At 74.1% G+C, this 13,229-nt stretch carries 12 protein-coding genes; 10 read left to right on the forward strand and 2 right to left on the reverse strand.

The genetic code is table 11. The features are described 5' to 3' along the window. The first annotated feature begins 437 nt into the window (after positions 1–437). The 9 genes from ACFY8O_RS17670 (at position 438) to ACFY8O_RS17710 (ending at position 10,218) form a co-directional block, all read left to right on the forward strand. Positions 438–1,613: a glycosyltransferase family 4 protein gene (locus ACFY8O_RS17670; RefSeq protein WP_387903244.1), complete on the forward strand. Its 1,176-nt coding sequence runs from the start codon at positions 438–440 to the stop codon at positions 1,611–1,613. Continuing rightward, a complete protein-coding gene (locus ACFY8O_RS17675) occupies positions 1,610–3,064 on the forward strand; it encodes a sugar transferase (protein WP_387903247.1) in 1,455 nt (484 codons plus the stop codon). The genes ACFY8O_RS17670 and ACFY8O_RS17675 overlap by 4 nt, the downstream gene beginning before the upstream one ends. A gap of 3 nt (positions 3,065–3,067) precedes the next feature. Further along, complete coding sequence (locus ACFY8O_RS17680; RefSeq protein WP_387903249.1) at positions 3,068–4,468, forward strand: O-antigen ligase family protein; 1,401 nt, start codon at positions 3,068–3,070, stop codon at positions 4,466–4,468. Further along, positions 4,465–6,090: a lipid II flippase MurJ gene (locus tag ACFY8O_RS17685; RefSeq protein WP_387903252.1), complete on the forward strand. Its 1,626-nt coding sequence runs from the start codon at positions 4,465–4,467 to the stop codon at positions 6,088–6,090. The genes ACFY8O_RS17680 and ACFY8O_RS17685 overlap by 4 nt, the downstream gene beginning before the upstream one ends. Beyond that, on the forward strand, positions 6,080–6,850 hold the full coding sequence (locus ACFY8O_RS17690; RefSeq protein WP_145812743.1) for a polysaccharide deacetylase family protein: 771 nt from the start codon (positions 6,080–6,082) through the stop codon (positions 6,848–6,850). The genes ACFY8O_RS17685 and ACFY8O_RS17690 overlap by 11 nt, the downstream gene beginning before the upstream one ends. After that, positions 6,847–7,989 carry a glycosyltransferase gene (locus ACFY8O_RS17695; protein WP_387903255.1) on the forward strand — a complete coding sequence of 381 codons (1,143 nt, stop codon included), beginning with the start codon at positions 6,847–6,849 and terminating at the stop codon, positions 7,987–7,989. Before ACFY8O_RS17690 ends, ACFY8O_RS17695 begins: the two co-directional genes overlap by 4 nt. Beyond that, entirely contained in the window at positions 7,986–8,666 is a 681-nt protein-coding gene (locus ACFY8O_RS17700) for a YveK family protein (RefSeq protein ID WP_387903258.1), read from the forward strand. The genes ACFY8O_RS17695 and ACFY8O_RS17700 overlap by 4 nt, the downstream gene beginning before the upstream one ends. Then, positions 8,663–9,826, forward strand: coding sequence for a GNAT family N-acetyltransferase (locus ACFY8O_RS17705; protein ID WP_387903260.1), 1,164 nt, complete (start codon positions 8,663–8,665; stop codon positions 9,824–9,826). The genes ACFY8O_RS17700 and ACFY8O_RS17705 overlap by 4 nt, the downstream gene beginning before the upstream one ends. A gap of 110 nt (positions 9,827–9,936) precedes the next feature. After that, positions 9,937–10,218 (forward strand): chaplin, encoded by a 282-nt coding sequence (locus ACFY8O_RS17710; protein WP_145812765.1) that lies wholly within the window; start codon positions 9,937–9,939, stop codon positions 10,216–10,218. Between the two features lie 98 nt (positions 10,219–10,316). Here the strand turns inward: ACFY8O_RS17710 and ACFY8O_RS17715 are convergent, their stop codons facing one another. Both ACFY8O_RS17715 and ACFY8O_RS17720 read right to left on the reverse strand, forming a co-directional pair. Continuing rightward, the gene (locus tag ACFY8O_RS17715; RefSeq protein ID WP_145812767.1) at positions 10,317–11,177 is read right to left on the reverse strand and encodes a tyrosinase family protein; all 861 of its coding nucleotides are present in this window, start codon (positions 11,175–11,177) and stop codon (positions 10,317–10,319) included. 18 nt (positions 11,178–11,195) lie between these two features. Beyond that, positions 11,196–11,741, reverse strand: a complete 546-nt coding sequence (locus tag ACFY8O_RS17720; protein ID WP_387903265.1) for a tyrosinase family oxidase copper chaperone — start codon at positions 11,739–11,741, stop codon at positions 11,196–11,198. A gap of 192 nt (positions 11,742–11,933) precedes the next feature. Between ACFY8O_RS17720 and ACFY8O_RS17725 the strand changes: the two genes are divergently transcribed. Beyond that, on the forward strand, positions 11,934–13,220 hold the full coding sequence (locus ACFY8O_RS17725; RefSeq protein ID WP_387903268.1) for a cytochrome P450: 1,287 nt from the start codon (positions 11,934–11,936) through the stop codon (positions 13,218–13,220). Positions 13,221–13,229 lie beyond the last annotated feature (9 nt).

A 13,229-nucleotide genomic window follows, 5' to 3' on the forward strand; every position in this document is an offset into this window, starting at 1 on the left:
GCGTATCGACGGGATCGGCCGGTTCGCGCGGAAAGCACGCCGGAACACGGTGCGGGCCACACATGCCGCAGCGGGCAGCGGAAAACGCCGGCCGGCGGAATTCACGGGATCAACTCGACGGAAATCGGCACCCTTTACGGAGCGTCCCGTCACCAGGTACCCGGTAACCGTGCGGGGCGGACGGCAATGCCATCATGCGTCACCTTCGGGAGCACATGTGGTCATCGTGGGTTGACACGCCGCAGAATTCCGGAGCCGCCGGCCACGGCCCCCCACAAGGGCAATCCCTGCGGACACGAGCGCGAGTCGTACGTGTTTTCCCACCCATGGTCTGTCACAGTGCGTTTCGGTTTCACCCACTTGATCTCCGCCGCCATATTCCTTATCGCCGGTGTGACCGAACCGGCTCTTCGGGGGCATGTGAAAGCGAGCTGTGCGTGCTGCAGAAGAGTTGTTCCGAAGAAGGCCGGCTGACGGTCCTTCATCTGGTCCAGCCCGTGGAGGGCGGAGTCGCCCGGGTCGTCACCGACCTCGTCGCGGCCCAGGTCCGGGCAGGGCTGAAGCCCGTGGTCGCCTGCCCGGCGGCCGGGCCGCTGGCGGACGGGGCGGCGACCGCCGGAGCCCGCGTCCTGGACTGGCCGGCGGAGCGGTCTCCCGGTCCCGGGCTGGTCCGGGAGATCGCGACGGCGAGCCGTCTGATCCGTGCGTGCGCCCCGGACGTGGTCCACGCCCACAGTTCGAAGGCCGGGCTCGCCGGCCGGCTGGCGGTGCGCGGCCGGGTCCCCACCGTGTTCCAGCCGCACGCCTGGTCGTTCGAGGCCCTGGAGGGCGGTGCGGCCGGACGGGCGAGGGCGTGGGAGCGGCTGGCGGCACGGTGGAGCGACCGCATCCTCTGCGTCAGCGAGGCGGAGCGTCAGGCGGGGCTGCGCGCGGGCATCACCGCGCGGTGGTCGGTGGTCCACAACGGGATCGACCTCACCCGGTTCCGGCCGCGCGGCGCGGGCGCCTCGACGGCGGCCCGCGCCGCGCTCCCGGCGCTCGCCGCTGTCCCGGCGGACGCGCCGCTCGTCGTGTGCGTCGGTCGGCTGAGCCGCCAGAAGGGCCAGGACGTCCTGCTTCGGGCCTGGCGGTCGGCGTCCGTGCGCGACGCCCGGCTGGTGCTGGTCGGCGACGGACCGTACGGGGAGCGGCTGCGGCGTGACGCGCCCCCCGGGGTGCTGTTCGCCGGGGCCAGCGCGGAGGTGCGTACGTGGATCCACGCGGCGGACCTGCTGGTGCTGCCCTCACGCTGGGAGGGGATGGCGCTGGCTCCCCTGGAGGCCATGGCTTGTGGCGTTCCCGTCCTGCTCTCCGACGTGAACGGGGCGAGGGAGAGCCTGCCGCCCGGGCACGCGCCCCACTGCCTCGTGCCGCCGGAGGATTCCGCCGCTCTCGCGGCGGCGCTCACCGCCCTGCTGACCGACCCGGCGCGGCGGGCCGAGCTGGGCCGCACGGCACAGAGCCGCACCCGTTCCGTCTTCGACGTGACGAAGACCGCCGGAGCGGTCCTGCGCCTCTACCAGGAACTTGTCGGCCAGTCCCGCCCCATGACGAGGAAGCGCACCGAGCGATGACGACGGAGAGTGCACCCGTTCCCCGAGCCGCCCAGGCGACCGCCGTCCGGCGTGCGGCGTCCGCGATCCGCCCGCCACGCAGCGGAAGCGGCGGGCCCGTCCCGGCCCTGGCGGGCCGCAGGCGCCGGGCGGCGCCGGTGGCGCTGGTGGCGGGCGACTGCCTGGCGCTCGGACTCGCGTCGGCGCTGGCCGTCCCGTGGCCGTGGCTCCCGCTCGTGCTCCTCCTCCAGGCCATGGGCCAGGTGGCCCTGAACGCCTACCGGGGGCTGTACAGGACCGGGCTGTCCCCGTCCGTCCTGGCCGAGCTGCCCGCGCTGTCCGGTCTCGCGCTGGTGCAGTGGTACGCCACCGCCGAGGTGATGGCGGTGTCCGGCTCCCGGTACGCGCCGGGCTGGGCGGCCCTGGGCGGCGCGGTCCTCGGGCAGACGCTGCTGAGCTGCGCCGTGCGCGCCCTCGTGCACCGCACCCGGATCCGTTCGGCCGCCCGCGATCCGCAGTCCACCCTGATCGTGGGTGACGGGCCGGTGGCCGGCCGGCTCGGTGCGGTGCTGCAGGAGCATCCGCGCTACGGGATGCGGCCGGTGGGCCGGGTGGGGGCCCGACCGGCCGACGACTCCCCGCTGCCCGTCCTCACCTCGGTGCAGGAGGCCGGCCGTGCGGTGATCCAGAACTCGGTGCGGCACGTGGTCTTCACGGTCGCGCCCGAGGCGGCGCCGGACGGCGAGGAGCTCTTCGCCCTGTTCACCCGGCACGGCTGCCAGCTATGGCTGATCACCGATCAGGGAACCGCCGCGCGGTTCAGGAGCACGGCCCGGCCCGACCATGTATGGGGTTTCGCGGTACACCCGCTGGCGGCCGGACCGCACCGGCCGGTGGGCTTCCGGGTGAAGCGGGCGATGGACGCGGCGCTGGCGGCGATCGCCCTGGTCGTGGCCGCCCCGGTGATGGCCGCGTGTGCCCTCGCCGTACGCCTGTGCGACGGGCCCGGCACGCTCTTCCGGCAGGAGCGCATCGGCCGGGACGGGCGGCCGTTCGTCCTGCTGAAGTTCCGCACCCTGCGGCCCGCGGACGCGCACGAGTCGGCCACCCGGTGGAACGTGTCGGAGGACCGGCGCATGAGCCGTGTCGGCAGGATGCTGCGCCGGACGTCACTCGACGAACTGCCGCAGTTGTGGAACGTGGTGCGCGGTGACATGAGCCTGGTCGGGCCCCGCCCCGAGCGCCCCTACTTCGTCGAGCAGTTCAGCCGCGCGTATCCCGGCTACCGGGCCCGCCACCGGATGCCCGTCGGCATCACGGGTCTCGCACAGGTCCACGGCCTGCGCGGCGACACCTCGATCGAGGACCGGGCGCGCTTCGACAACCGGTACATCGAGACCTGGTCGCTGTGGCAGGACATGTGCGTGCTCGCTCGCACGGCCGGCTCGGTGTTCCGCCTCGGGGGCAGCTGAACCGTGACGCTCACCGTGACCGCGCCCCCCGCCCCCCGGGCGGCCCCGCAGCCGCCCGGGACTCCGGGCGGGGCGACCGCGCTCCGCCGGACCTGGCGCGACCGATGGCCGCTGCTGCCGCTGGTCGCGACCGTCCTGCTCGTCGCCCTCCCCTCCGAGGGCCCGGAGGGCGGGAGCGTACTCGGCGGCGCCACAGCGGCCGATCTCGTGTCAGGTGTGGCCGTCCTGGTCTGCGCGGCACGCCTGCTGTTCCTGCGGCGGCGTCCGCTCACCCCGGCCGCAGCGCTCGTACTGGGGCTGCCCGCCCTCGGCCTCGCCCTGGCCACGGTGTGCGCCGGGGACCCGGCGGCGGCGCTGCCGGGATTCGTGCGCCACCTGCAGGTCTTCGTCCTCGTACCGGCCGCCGTCCTGCTGCTGGTGCGGGACGCGCGGGACTTCCGGGTCCTCGCCGGCGCGCTCGTCCTGCTGGCCGTCGTCCAGGGTGCGACGGGCGTCCACCAGTACGCCACCGGCTCCGGGGCCTCGTACATGGGCGAGGACGTCCGGGCGGTCGGCACCTTCGGCCCCGGTGACGTGATGGGCATGGCCACGGTGGTGGGCTACGGGCTCCTCGTGGCGGTGGCGTGCACGCTGCGCACCCCTGCGGGCGCCCCCCGGTGGCTGAGGCCCTGGGCTCCGGTGACCGCCGCGCTGCTGCTCGTCCCGCTCGCGCTGTCCTTCAGCCGGGGCGCCTGGATCGCCACCGCGGCCGGCGTCCTCGTCGTCATCGCGCTGACCGGGTTCCGGCAGGCCCTGCGCTCGCTGGCCGTGCTGGGCGCGGCCGCGGTGGTGCTCGTCGGGGGATTCGGCGTCGGCTCCGAGATGATCGCGCAGCGCCTCACCAGCATCACCGAGGTGACGAGCGCGCCGGACCGGTCGGTCAGCGACCGCTACACGATGTGGGCCGCGGCGGAGGGCATGTGGCGCGAGCACCCGGCGACCGGGGTCGGTCTGAAGGGCTTCCCCGCGTACCGGGACGCCCACGCCTCGATCGGGCTCTCTGCGGGGAGCGACACCGCCGGGGCCGGGCAGGAGTTCCGCAAGCAGCCGCTCCTCTCCCCCCACAACATGTACCTGCTGGTGCTCAGCGAGCAAGGCATGGTCGGCTTCACCCTGCTGGCCGGATCCTGGGCGGCGCTCCTGGCCGCAGGCGTACGCAGGCTGTCGGCCGCCCGCGCGGGGGGCGGTGGTGGTCACGCCAAGGCCGTGGACTGCGGTCTCGCCGCCGTCGGGCTGATGACCTGGCAGACCGTCGACTTCCTGTACGCGGACATCGGCGGCCCTTCCACCGTGCTGACCGGGATCGTGCTCGGCCTGGCCGCGTGGTGGGCCCTCGCCGAGCCGGAGAGGACGGCCGCTGCGTGAGTACCACCGCCCCGGGTTCGGCCACGGAGGCGACGGGCCCCACCCCGCCCACGCCTGACGCGCCGGCGGCTCCCGGGCGTCTCCTGGCCCGGGCGGCGGGCGGCGCGGCCGGACTGACCGTCGTCGCGGCCCTGATGGGCCTCGTCCGGGACCAGGCCGTCGCCCGGCTCTTCGGCGCAAGCCACGCCAGCGACGCCTTCCTGATCGCCTGGACCGTACCGGAGATGGCGGCCACGCTGCTGATCGAGGACGGCATGGCGCTGCTGCTCGTGCCGGCGTTCAGCCTGGCGCTGACCCGGCGCGGCGACGGCGGTCAGGTGCGGGACCCCGTCCGCGCCCTGGTGGCGGCGACCCTTCCCCGGCTGTCGGCCGTGCTCGCCTGCGCGGGCGCCCTGCTGGTCTGGGGCGCCCCCTGGGCCGTCGCCGTCCTGGCCCCGGGGCTGGACGATCCGCGGCTCGCCGTGGACTGCACCCGTCTGACGGCCGTCACGGTGCTGACCTTCGGTCTCACGGGCTACTTCAGCGCGGCTCTGCGTGCGCACGGCCGCTTCCTGGCGCCCGCGGGCGTCTACATCGCGTACAACGCCGGGATCATCGGGATGACGCTGGCGCTGCACTCCGTCTGGGGGGTGCGCGCCGCTGCCGCCGGTGTGGCGGTGGGCAGCGTGCTCATGATCGTGACCTTGCTGCCCACGTTCGTGCGGCTGGTACCTGCCGCGCGCGGGCGGGTCGAAGGGAAGGGGCGGCGGGAGCCGGGCCCGGCCCTGCTCGGCGCGACGGTTCTGGCACCGGTCGTCCTGTTCGTGGTGAGCCGTCAGTCGCAGGTGCTCGTCGAGAGGTTCCTCGCCTCGTCCCTGCCGGACGGGGCCATCTCGCACCTCAACTACGCGCAGAAGGTCGCCCAGCTGCCGATGGTGCTGTCGATGATGATCTGCACGGTGACCTTCCCCGTGGTCGCCCGGGCCATGGCGTCCGGGGACCGCGAGGGTGCGCGGCGGCGGGTCGAACGCGACCTGGCGCTGGCCGCCACCGTGGTGCTGCTGGGCACCGCCGTGGTGTTCGGCTGCGCTCCGCAGATCGTCGAAGTCCTGTTCCAGCGGGGCGCCTTCGACGCGGCGGACACGACGGCCACGGCGGGCGTGATGCGGGTCTACGCCCTCGGGCTGCTCGGCCACACACTGGTGGGTGCGCTGTGCCGGCCGTTCTTCTCGACGGGCAGGCCCACCTGGTACCCGCTCGGCGCGATGGGCGCGGGCCTCCTCGTGACCACCGGCGCCGGGACCGTCCTGACCGCCCCGTTCGGCGTGGCCGGTATCGCCGCCGCCAACGCGGTGGGCATCAGCACGGCGGCGCTGGCGATGCTCCTGGGGCTGCGGTCGCGGGCGGTCGCGGTCCGTACCGGGGCGGTCGTCCTCTCCCTTCTCCGTCCGGCGGCGTCGGCGGCGGTGGCCGCGGCGGCCGGGCTGTCGGCCGCCGGCCTCGTCCCGGGGGCGCTGCCGGGCCTCGCGGCCGGCTGCCTGGTCGTCCCCGTCGCCTTCCTGCTCGTCTCCCTCGTCCTCAGAGCCCCCGAAGCCCTGCATCTGCTGGCCCTCGTCCGACAGAGGTTCCCCCATGGCCGCTGACACCTCGCCACCCCGCGCCCGTACGCTCCCCCGGCGTTCCCCGCCGTGGATCCTCACCTATCACTCGGTGAGCGATCCGGCGGACGACCCGTACGGCATCACCGTCTCCGCCCGCCGCCTGGACGAGCAGCTGACCTGGTTGCGGCGCCGGGGACTGACCGGTGTGGGGGTCTCGGAACTGCTGCGCGAGCGGGCCGCCGGCCGACGAGGTCTGGTCGGACTGACGTTCGACGACGGGTACGCCGACTTCCTGGAGGACGCGCTGCCGGTCCTGCTCGCCCACGGCTGCACCGCGACGGTCTTCGTCCTGCCCGGCAGGCCGGGCGGTTCCAACACCTGGGATCCACTGGGCCCGCGCAGGCCGCTGCTGACCGAGGAGGGCATCCGCACGGTCGCCGCCGCGGGGATGGAGGTGGGTTCGCACGGCCTGCTCCACCGGGATCTGACGGAGCTGTCCGACGACGAACTGCGCGAGGAGACCCAGGGCAGCCGGGAGGCGCTCGCCCGAATCACCGGGCAGGCCCCGGCGGGCTTCTGCTATCCGTACGGGACGGCCGACCGGCGGGTCGTCGGCGCGGTGCGGGAGGCGGGATACGCGTACGGCTGCGCCCTCGTCCCCGGCTCCCTGGCCGGACCGCTGGCCCTTCCCCGCACCCATGTCAGCCAGGCGGACCGGGGTGCCCGGCTGCGGGCCAAGGAGGTACGGCACCGGCTGCGGTCCCGCTCCGCCGCGCCCGCCGGGGCAGGTGGAGCCCGGTGAGGGCGCTGCACGTCATCACCGGTCTCGGGGTCGGCGGGGCCGAGCAGCAGTTGCGGCTGCTGGTGCGCCATCTGCCGGTGCGCTGCGACGTCGTGACGCTGACCAACCCGGGAGCCGTCGCGGAGGGGCTGCGGGCCGACGGCGTCCGCGTCCTGCACCTGGGGATGCGGAGCAACCGCGACCTCGCCGCCGTACCCAGACTGGCCCGGCTGATCCGCCGGGGCTCGTACGACCTCGTCCACACGCATCTGTACCGGGCGTGCGTCTACGGGCGGATCGCCGCGCGGCTCGCCGGCACCCCCGTGGTGTCGACGGAACACTCCCTGGGGCACGCGGAGATCGAGGGCCGCCCGCTGACCCGCGGCACCCAGGAGCTGTACCTGCGCACCGAACGGCTCGGCGCGGCGACGGTCGCCGTGTCCGAGACGGTCGCCGGCCGGCTCCGCGCCTGGGGAGTCCCCGCCGCGCGCATCCACACCGTGCCCAACGGCGTGGACATGGCCGCGTTCCGCTTCGACGCCGGAGGGCGCCGCGCCACCCGCGCCCGGCTGGGCATCCCCGAGGACGCCTTCGTGGCCGGCGGCGTCGGCCGGCTCGTCCCCGGAAAGCGCTTCGACGTGGCGCTGCGGGCCGTCGCCGCCCTGCCGGATGCCTGGCTCGTCCTGGCCGGGGACGGCCCGGAGGCCGGTCCCCTGCGGGCCCTCGCCGCGCGGCTCGGCGTGACGGCCCGGGTCCGGTTCCTCGGCGAGTGCGGCACGGGGGCCACGGCGCCTGGTGTCCCGGCCGTGCTGGGCGCGATGGACACGTTCGTCTCGGCGTCCCGGGAGGAGTCCTTCGGGCTGGCCGCCGTCGAGGCCCTGGCCTCCGGGCTGCCCGTGGTGCACGCGGCCTGCCCCGCCATCGAGGACCTGGCGGCCCGGGTGCCGGGCGCGATCCGTATCGGGTCCGGCTCGGCGGCCGGGGACCCCACGGACGAACTGACGGCCGCGCTGCGGCGTCTGCGGGCGGGCGGCACCCGCCGGCTGCCTCCGCCGTCCGCCCTCGACCACTACGACATCAGGCTCAGCAGCCGGCGCCTCATGGACGTCTACGCACACGCCACCGCCCCCGTCACCCCGACCGAGAGAGCACACCCATGACCGACTCCCCCGCGCAGCAGTCGGCCGTCCCCGGACGGCTCCGCAGGCTGCGCCCCGCCTTCGCACGCCCCAGTTGGTGGCCCCTGCCCGCCTGCGTGCTGCTCGGAGCAGCGTGCGGATTCTCGTACGGGATGCTCGCCACGCCCGAGTACGCGGCCACCGGCTACGCCATGGTCACCGCGGGCAAGGACGTCGACCCGGCCGCCGCCCTGGGGTACGCGCAGTCCTACGGCCGCCTGGCGACCAGCGACGCCACGCTCGGCTACGCCAAGGGAGCGGCCGGGGAGCCGGTGCGCGAACTGCGCACGCACGTGCTCTCCGAGACCTCCCCCGACTCGCCCATGATCGCGGTCACCGGTACGTCGCACGACCCGGACCGTGCCGCGGACATCGCCAACGCCGTGACCGAGGCATTGGTGGTCAGCAGCGGGCACGTCTCGAAGGAGACCGGCGTGAAACTGATCAAGTTCTCCCATGCGGTGCCGCCCGGCGATCCGGCCTCGCCCTCCGTGCCCCTGGGCACCGCCGTGGGGGCGAGCGCGGGCGGGCTGGCCGGCGGGCTGGTCCTGCTCGTGCGGCCCCGGGCCGGCCGCCGGGACTCCACCGCCCAGGTGCCGGGTCCCGCCCAGGGCGGCGTGGCCGCCGCACCCGCCGGGGAACGGGAGCTCGCGCGATGAGGGCGGACCTCCGAGGACGGCTCACCGTCACCCTCTGCCGGGACCTTGCGGAGTTCACCGGACTCGCCGCCGAGTGGGACGCGCTGCACCGCCGCTGTCCCACCGCCACACCGTTCCAGAGCCACGCCTGGCTGCACTCGTGGTGGCTCTCCTACGGGACGCCCGGCCGGCTCCGGGTCGTCCTGGCACGGCGGAACGGGCGGCTGATCGGTGCGGCCCCGCTGATGCTCGCGCACCGCCCCATGCCGCTGCTGGTGCCGATGGGCGGTGCGATCACGGACTACTTCGACGTCCTGGTGGACGGCGAGGACCTGCGGGGTGCGGTCACGGCTCTGGAGCGCGGGCTCCACGCCGCCGCCACGCACACGGTCCTGGACCTGCGCGAGGTGAGGCCCGGCGCCTCGGCGCACCTGCTGGCCGAGGCGTGGTCCGGCGCGCGGAGCAGCCTCACGGACTCCACCTGCCTGGAACTGCCCGCCGAACCCATCGACCTGCTGATCGGGCGGATGACCGGACCGCGTGCGCAGCGGGTTCGGGCCAAGCTGCGCAAGATCGACAAGATGGGGATCGAGTGCCGGCAGGTGCCCGTCCCCCGGGTGGCCGTCGCCATCGGCAACCTGTTGCGGCTGCACGAACTGCAGTGGACGGGGCGGGGGGTGAACCCGGAGCACCTGCGGTCCCGGTTCTGCGCCCACCTGGTGCGTTCCACCCGCAGGATGGTCCGCGACGACGAGGCCACGCTCAGGGAGTTCGTGTTCGACGGGCAGGTGGTGGCCGCCGACCTGTCGCTGCGTTCGCCACAGCTGACGGGTGGTTACCTCTACGGCGTCGATCCCGGGCTCAGGAAGCGGGTGGACGTCTCCTCGATGCTGCTGCGCGAGCTGGCACGGGAGGCGGCACGCCCGGCCCGGGGGAGCTTGAGCCTGCTGCGCGGCTCGGAGCAGTACAAGAGTCACTGGGCTCCTGTGCCGGTGGTCAATCAGCGGCTGCTGCTGGCCCGTTCCTCCCTCGCGCCCGTGCTGCGGCTGCGTGAGGCACAGATCCTCGCGCGGGACCGGGCGGCGGCGAGCGTGAAGTCCCGTTTCCCGGCCGCGCGGGACTGGCGCGGCGTACTGAGCGAGCTCCCGTCGGCCGTGCGCGCCCCGGCCGGACGAAGTTGATCCTGGATGATGACTTTTCGGGTGATCCGTTACCGTATGGGGACTTACGCGTTGTCAGGGCAGAGCGGTCGCCTCCCCGGCGGCCGGTTACCCCTTCTCAAGGAGAACTGATGTCGCGTATCTCGAAGGTGGCCGCCGTCATGGCGGGTACCGGTGCCCTGATCGCCGGCGGTGCCGGCCTGGCCACCGCCGACTCCGGCGCGGAGGCCGTCGCGGCCCACTCCCCCGGCGTCCTTTCGGGCAACGCCGTCCAGGTGCCCGTGCACGTCCCGGTCAACGTCTGCGGCAACACGGTGAACGTGATCGCGCTGCTGAACCCGGCGTTCGGCAACACCTGCGCCAATGTGTCGGACAGCCACGAGGAGAAGAGCGAGTACGGCTACGGCCACTGACTCCCCCTGCGGGACCGTCAGGGCCTCTCCACGCGCCGCACGGCGCGTGGAGAGGCCCTGACCTCGTTCCGGGCGGATGGGCCCGGAACGGGGTTCCCTCAGACGTAGCGGTAGATCCCGGTGTGGTCCATGAGCTGCGAGGGGGCCACGTCCCAGGGCGGCATCGGGCGGTCGTACGCGAACACCCTGTCCCTCTGCGCGTCGGCGGCGGGGAGCGCACGGGCGGGGAGGTAGCGGGAGCGCGGATGCGCCTTCTGCCAGCGCGCCCAGAGCAGATCGATGAAGGCGTGGTGCAGCCAGAAGACCGGGTCGTCGGGTGAGGCGGCGCCCGCCATCGAACCGCCGATCCAGCGGTGCACCTGGTTGTGGTTGGCCACGCCGCGACCGCCCCTGATGCCCCAGCCCTCGATGCGGTTGCGGAAACCGGTGGTGCTGACGCTGTTCCAGGGGGCGGCGTCGTAGACGGGGTCGCGCAGGGCGCGGTCGACGTCCGCCGCGCGGGGCAGCGTGACCGGGGCGGAGGGCCGGCCGAAGTTGCGCCGCAGGAAGGGGTCGTCGGTGACGCCGGCACGGATGCGCCAGTTCCCCCGCCGGTAGGCGAACGGCCCCGTCATCACCTGGCGGTCGCCCGGCCTGCCGTTGCCGCCGAGGAAGTCCTCGGCCCAGAGGGAGGCGCCCGCCGTGTTGTCCCGGGTCCAGTCCCAGTACGGGATGGAGACGCGGGGGTCGACGGCCCGGAGCGCCCTCTCGAACTCGAGCAGGTACCGGCGGTGCCAGGGGAAGAAGGACGGGGTCATGTGGGCGGGACGCGGCCCCGTCTCGGCGTCGGTCACGTAGTACTGGCGGTGCAGGGCGACGAACTCGTCGTAGCGTCCGGAGCGCTTCAGCTCCAGGATCGCGTCGACCAGTCGCTTCTTCTCGGTGCGCGTGAGATCGCGCTGGTTCTTGCGGGCGTACACCCGTGCTCCTCCTGGGATTCAGATGGTGTGCGGGGGGACGGCCGACAGCTGCGCGGTGCCGAGCGCGTCGACCGCCGCGCGGGCCGTCTCCAGGAGCGTCGGGAACGACTCGTAGTGGTTGACGGCGCTGAGGTAGCTGCCGTCGGCCCGCCGCATCACGTGCAGGGGCCGGCCGTCGATGCGGACGTCGAGGTGGCCGTCCGCCGCGGCCGGTCCGCTCTGCCCCGGGTGCGGCTGCGTACCGGCGTACGCCTGCGCACCCGCATGGGGCTGTGTGCCGCTCCAGGGCCGGGTCCCGGGGTCCGGCTGCTCGCCGGCCGGTACGACGGCGGTGACCGTGCCCCGGATGTCGCGGCCCTTGTACAGCTCGGAGAAGCGCTCGGGGCCCACGGCGTCGCGGTCCTGGGGACCGGACCGGCCGTCCGGCTTCCCGAGGAGGACCGGGGCGAGCGCGCCGCCGGTCGCGGCGACGGCGCCCACGGTGAAAGCGGTGCGCAGGACGGCGCGGCGGGCCGGGCCGGTGGCGCGGGCCGGTTCCCCGCTCGCGCCGGTGGTCGGGTTCATGATGGGTGTACCTGCCTTTCGTCCGCACGTGCGAGATGTCTCGCTCTTGAGGGGCAACGAGACGGGACGCGAACGGTTCTCATCCGTTGGGCCTCACGCGACCGTGGTAATTCGCCACGGGACCCGGCCGCGTCGGCCGTGCGGCGCCGCCCACCGGGACAGCATGGCCGTCCGAGCTCCCGGAGGTTGTGCATGAACGCGACGACACAGGTACCCACGGACCGCGTGCGGGCAGGGGTTCCCGCGGATCCGGCCGATCCCGGGTTCTGGCGCCTGCCCCGCTCCGAGCGGCTGGCGGCGTTCGCCCGGCTGCGCGAACTCGACGCACCGGTCCGCTTCACCCCGCGTACGGGAGCGGCGCCGTTCTACGCGCTGGTGAGGCACGCGGACGTGCGGGCGGCCAGCAGACAGCCCCAGGTCTTCGCCAGTGCACCCGGGGTCACCACTCCGGAGCCGGCGCGCTGGGCCAAGGCGGTGTTCGGCAACTCCATGGTCCACATGGACGGTGCCGAGCACGCGGCCCTGCGCCGGACCATCTCCCGGGCCTTCACCCCGCGGCTGCTCGCCGCGGCGGAGGAGAACATCGTCGCTGTCGCCCGGCGGCTGGTGGACGAGACGGTGGCCGGGGGTCCCGGCGATTTCATGCGGTCGGCGGGCGCCCGTATGCCCTTCGAGGTCATCTGCGACCTGATGGGGGTGCCCGCGCACCGCCGTGCCAGGATCGCCGCGCGCATCGACCGGGCGTCCGAGTACGTCGGGGTCCAGCGCAGGGGCAGGGCCAGACTCCGGGTGCCCGGGCGCGGCCTGCGTTCCCTGGCGCTCATGCAGTTCGACATGGCGACCGTCGCGCGCGAACGGCGGCGCGCTCCGGCGGACGACGTGATCTCGGCGCTCGTCACCGCGGATGTCGACGGCGAGGCCCTGTCCTCACGTCAGCTCGGCGCGTTCTTCTCCCTGCTGCTGGTGGCCGGCGTCGAGACGACCAGGAACGCGATCGCGCACGGGCTGGTCCTGCTGACCACACACCCGGAGCAGCGTGCCCTGCTGGAGTCGGACTTCGACCGCTACGCGGACAGCGCGGTCGACGAGATCGTCCGGCACTCCACACCGATCATCCAGTTCCGCCGGACGGTGGTGGCCGAGTGCGGACTCGGCGGCCACACCTTCGTGCCCGGGGACAAGGTCGTGCTCCTCTACGCCTCCGCCAACCGGGACGCCTCGGTCTTCGAGGATCCCGACGCCTTCGACATCACCCGGTCACCCAACCCGCACCTCGGATACGGCGGCGGAGGCCCGCACCACTGCCTGGGGGCCCACCTGGCCAAGCTGGAGATGAAGGCCCTCCTGCGGGAAATGCTCACCCGTCGGGCGAAATTCCACGCCGTGGGTGAACCGGGCCTCGTCGACTCGAATTTCGACAATCGCGTCGGCTCGCTCCCCTTCACCTTCGAATTCCTTCACCCAAATGGGCCGCGCTGATTCCGCGCG

Origin of the sequence: Streptomyces argenteolus (genome assembly GCF_042902585.1) — a bacterium.
Lineage (GTDB): Bacteria > Actinomycetota > Actinomycetes > Streptomycetales > Streptomycetaceae > Streptomyces > Streptomyces argenteolus.

Bases quoted from the DNA above. Each gene is read 5' to 3' on its own strand.
- ACFY8O_RS17720 (WP_387903265.1), bottom strand. From the start codon at position 11,741: ATGAACCCGACCACCGGCGCGAGCGGGGAACCGGCCCGCGCCACCGGC.
- ACFY8O_RS17725 (WP_387903268.1), top strand. From the start codon at position 11,934: ATGAACGCGACGACACAGGTACCCACGGACCGCGTGCGGGCAGGGGTT.
- ACFY8O_RS17675 (WP_387903247.1), top strand. From the start codon at position 1,610: ATGACGACGGAGAGTGCACCCGTTCCCCGAGCCGCCCAGGCGACCGCC.
- ACFY8O_RS17705 (WP_387903260.1), top strand. From the start codon at position 8,663: ATGAGGGCGGACCTCCGAGGACGGCTCACCGTCACCCTCTGCCGGGAC.
- ACFY8O_RS17700 (WP_387903258.1), top strand. From the start codon at position 7,986: ATGACCGACTCCCCCGCGCAGCAGTCGGCCGTCCCCGGACGGCTCCGC.
- ACFY8O_RS17710 (WP_145812765.1), top strand. From the start codon at position 9,937: ATGTCGCGTATCTCGAAGGTGGCCGCCGTCATGGCGGGTACCGGTGCC.
- ACFY8O_RS17690 (WP_145812743.1), top strand. From the start codon at position 6,080: ATGGCCGCTGACACCTCGCCACCCCGCGCCCGTACGCTCCCCCGGCGT.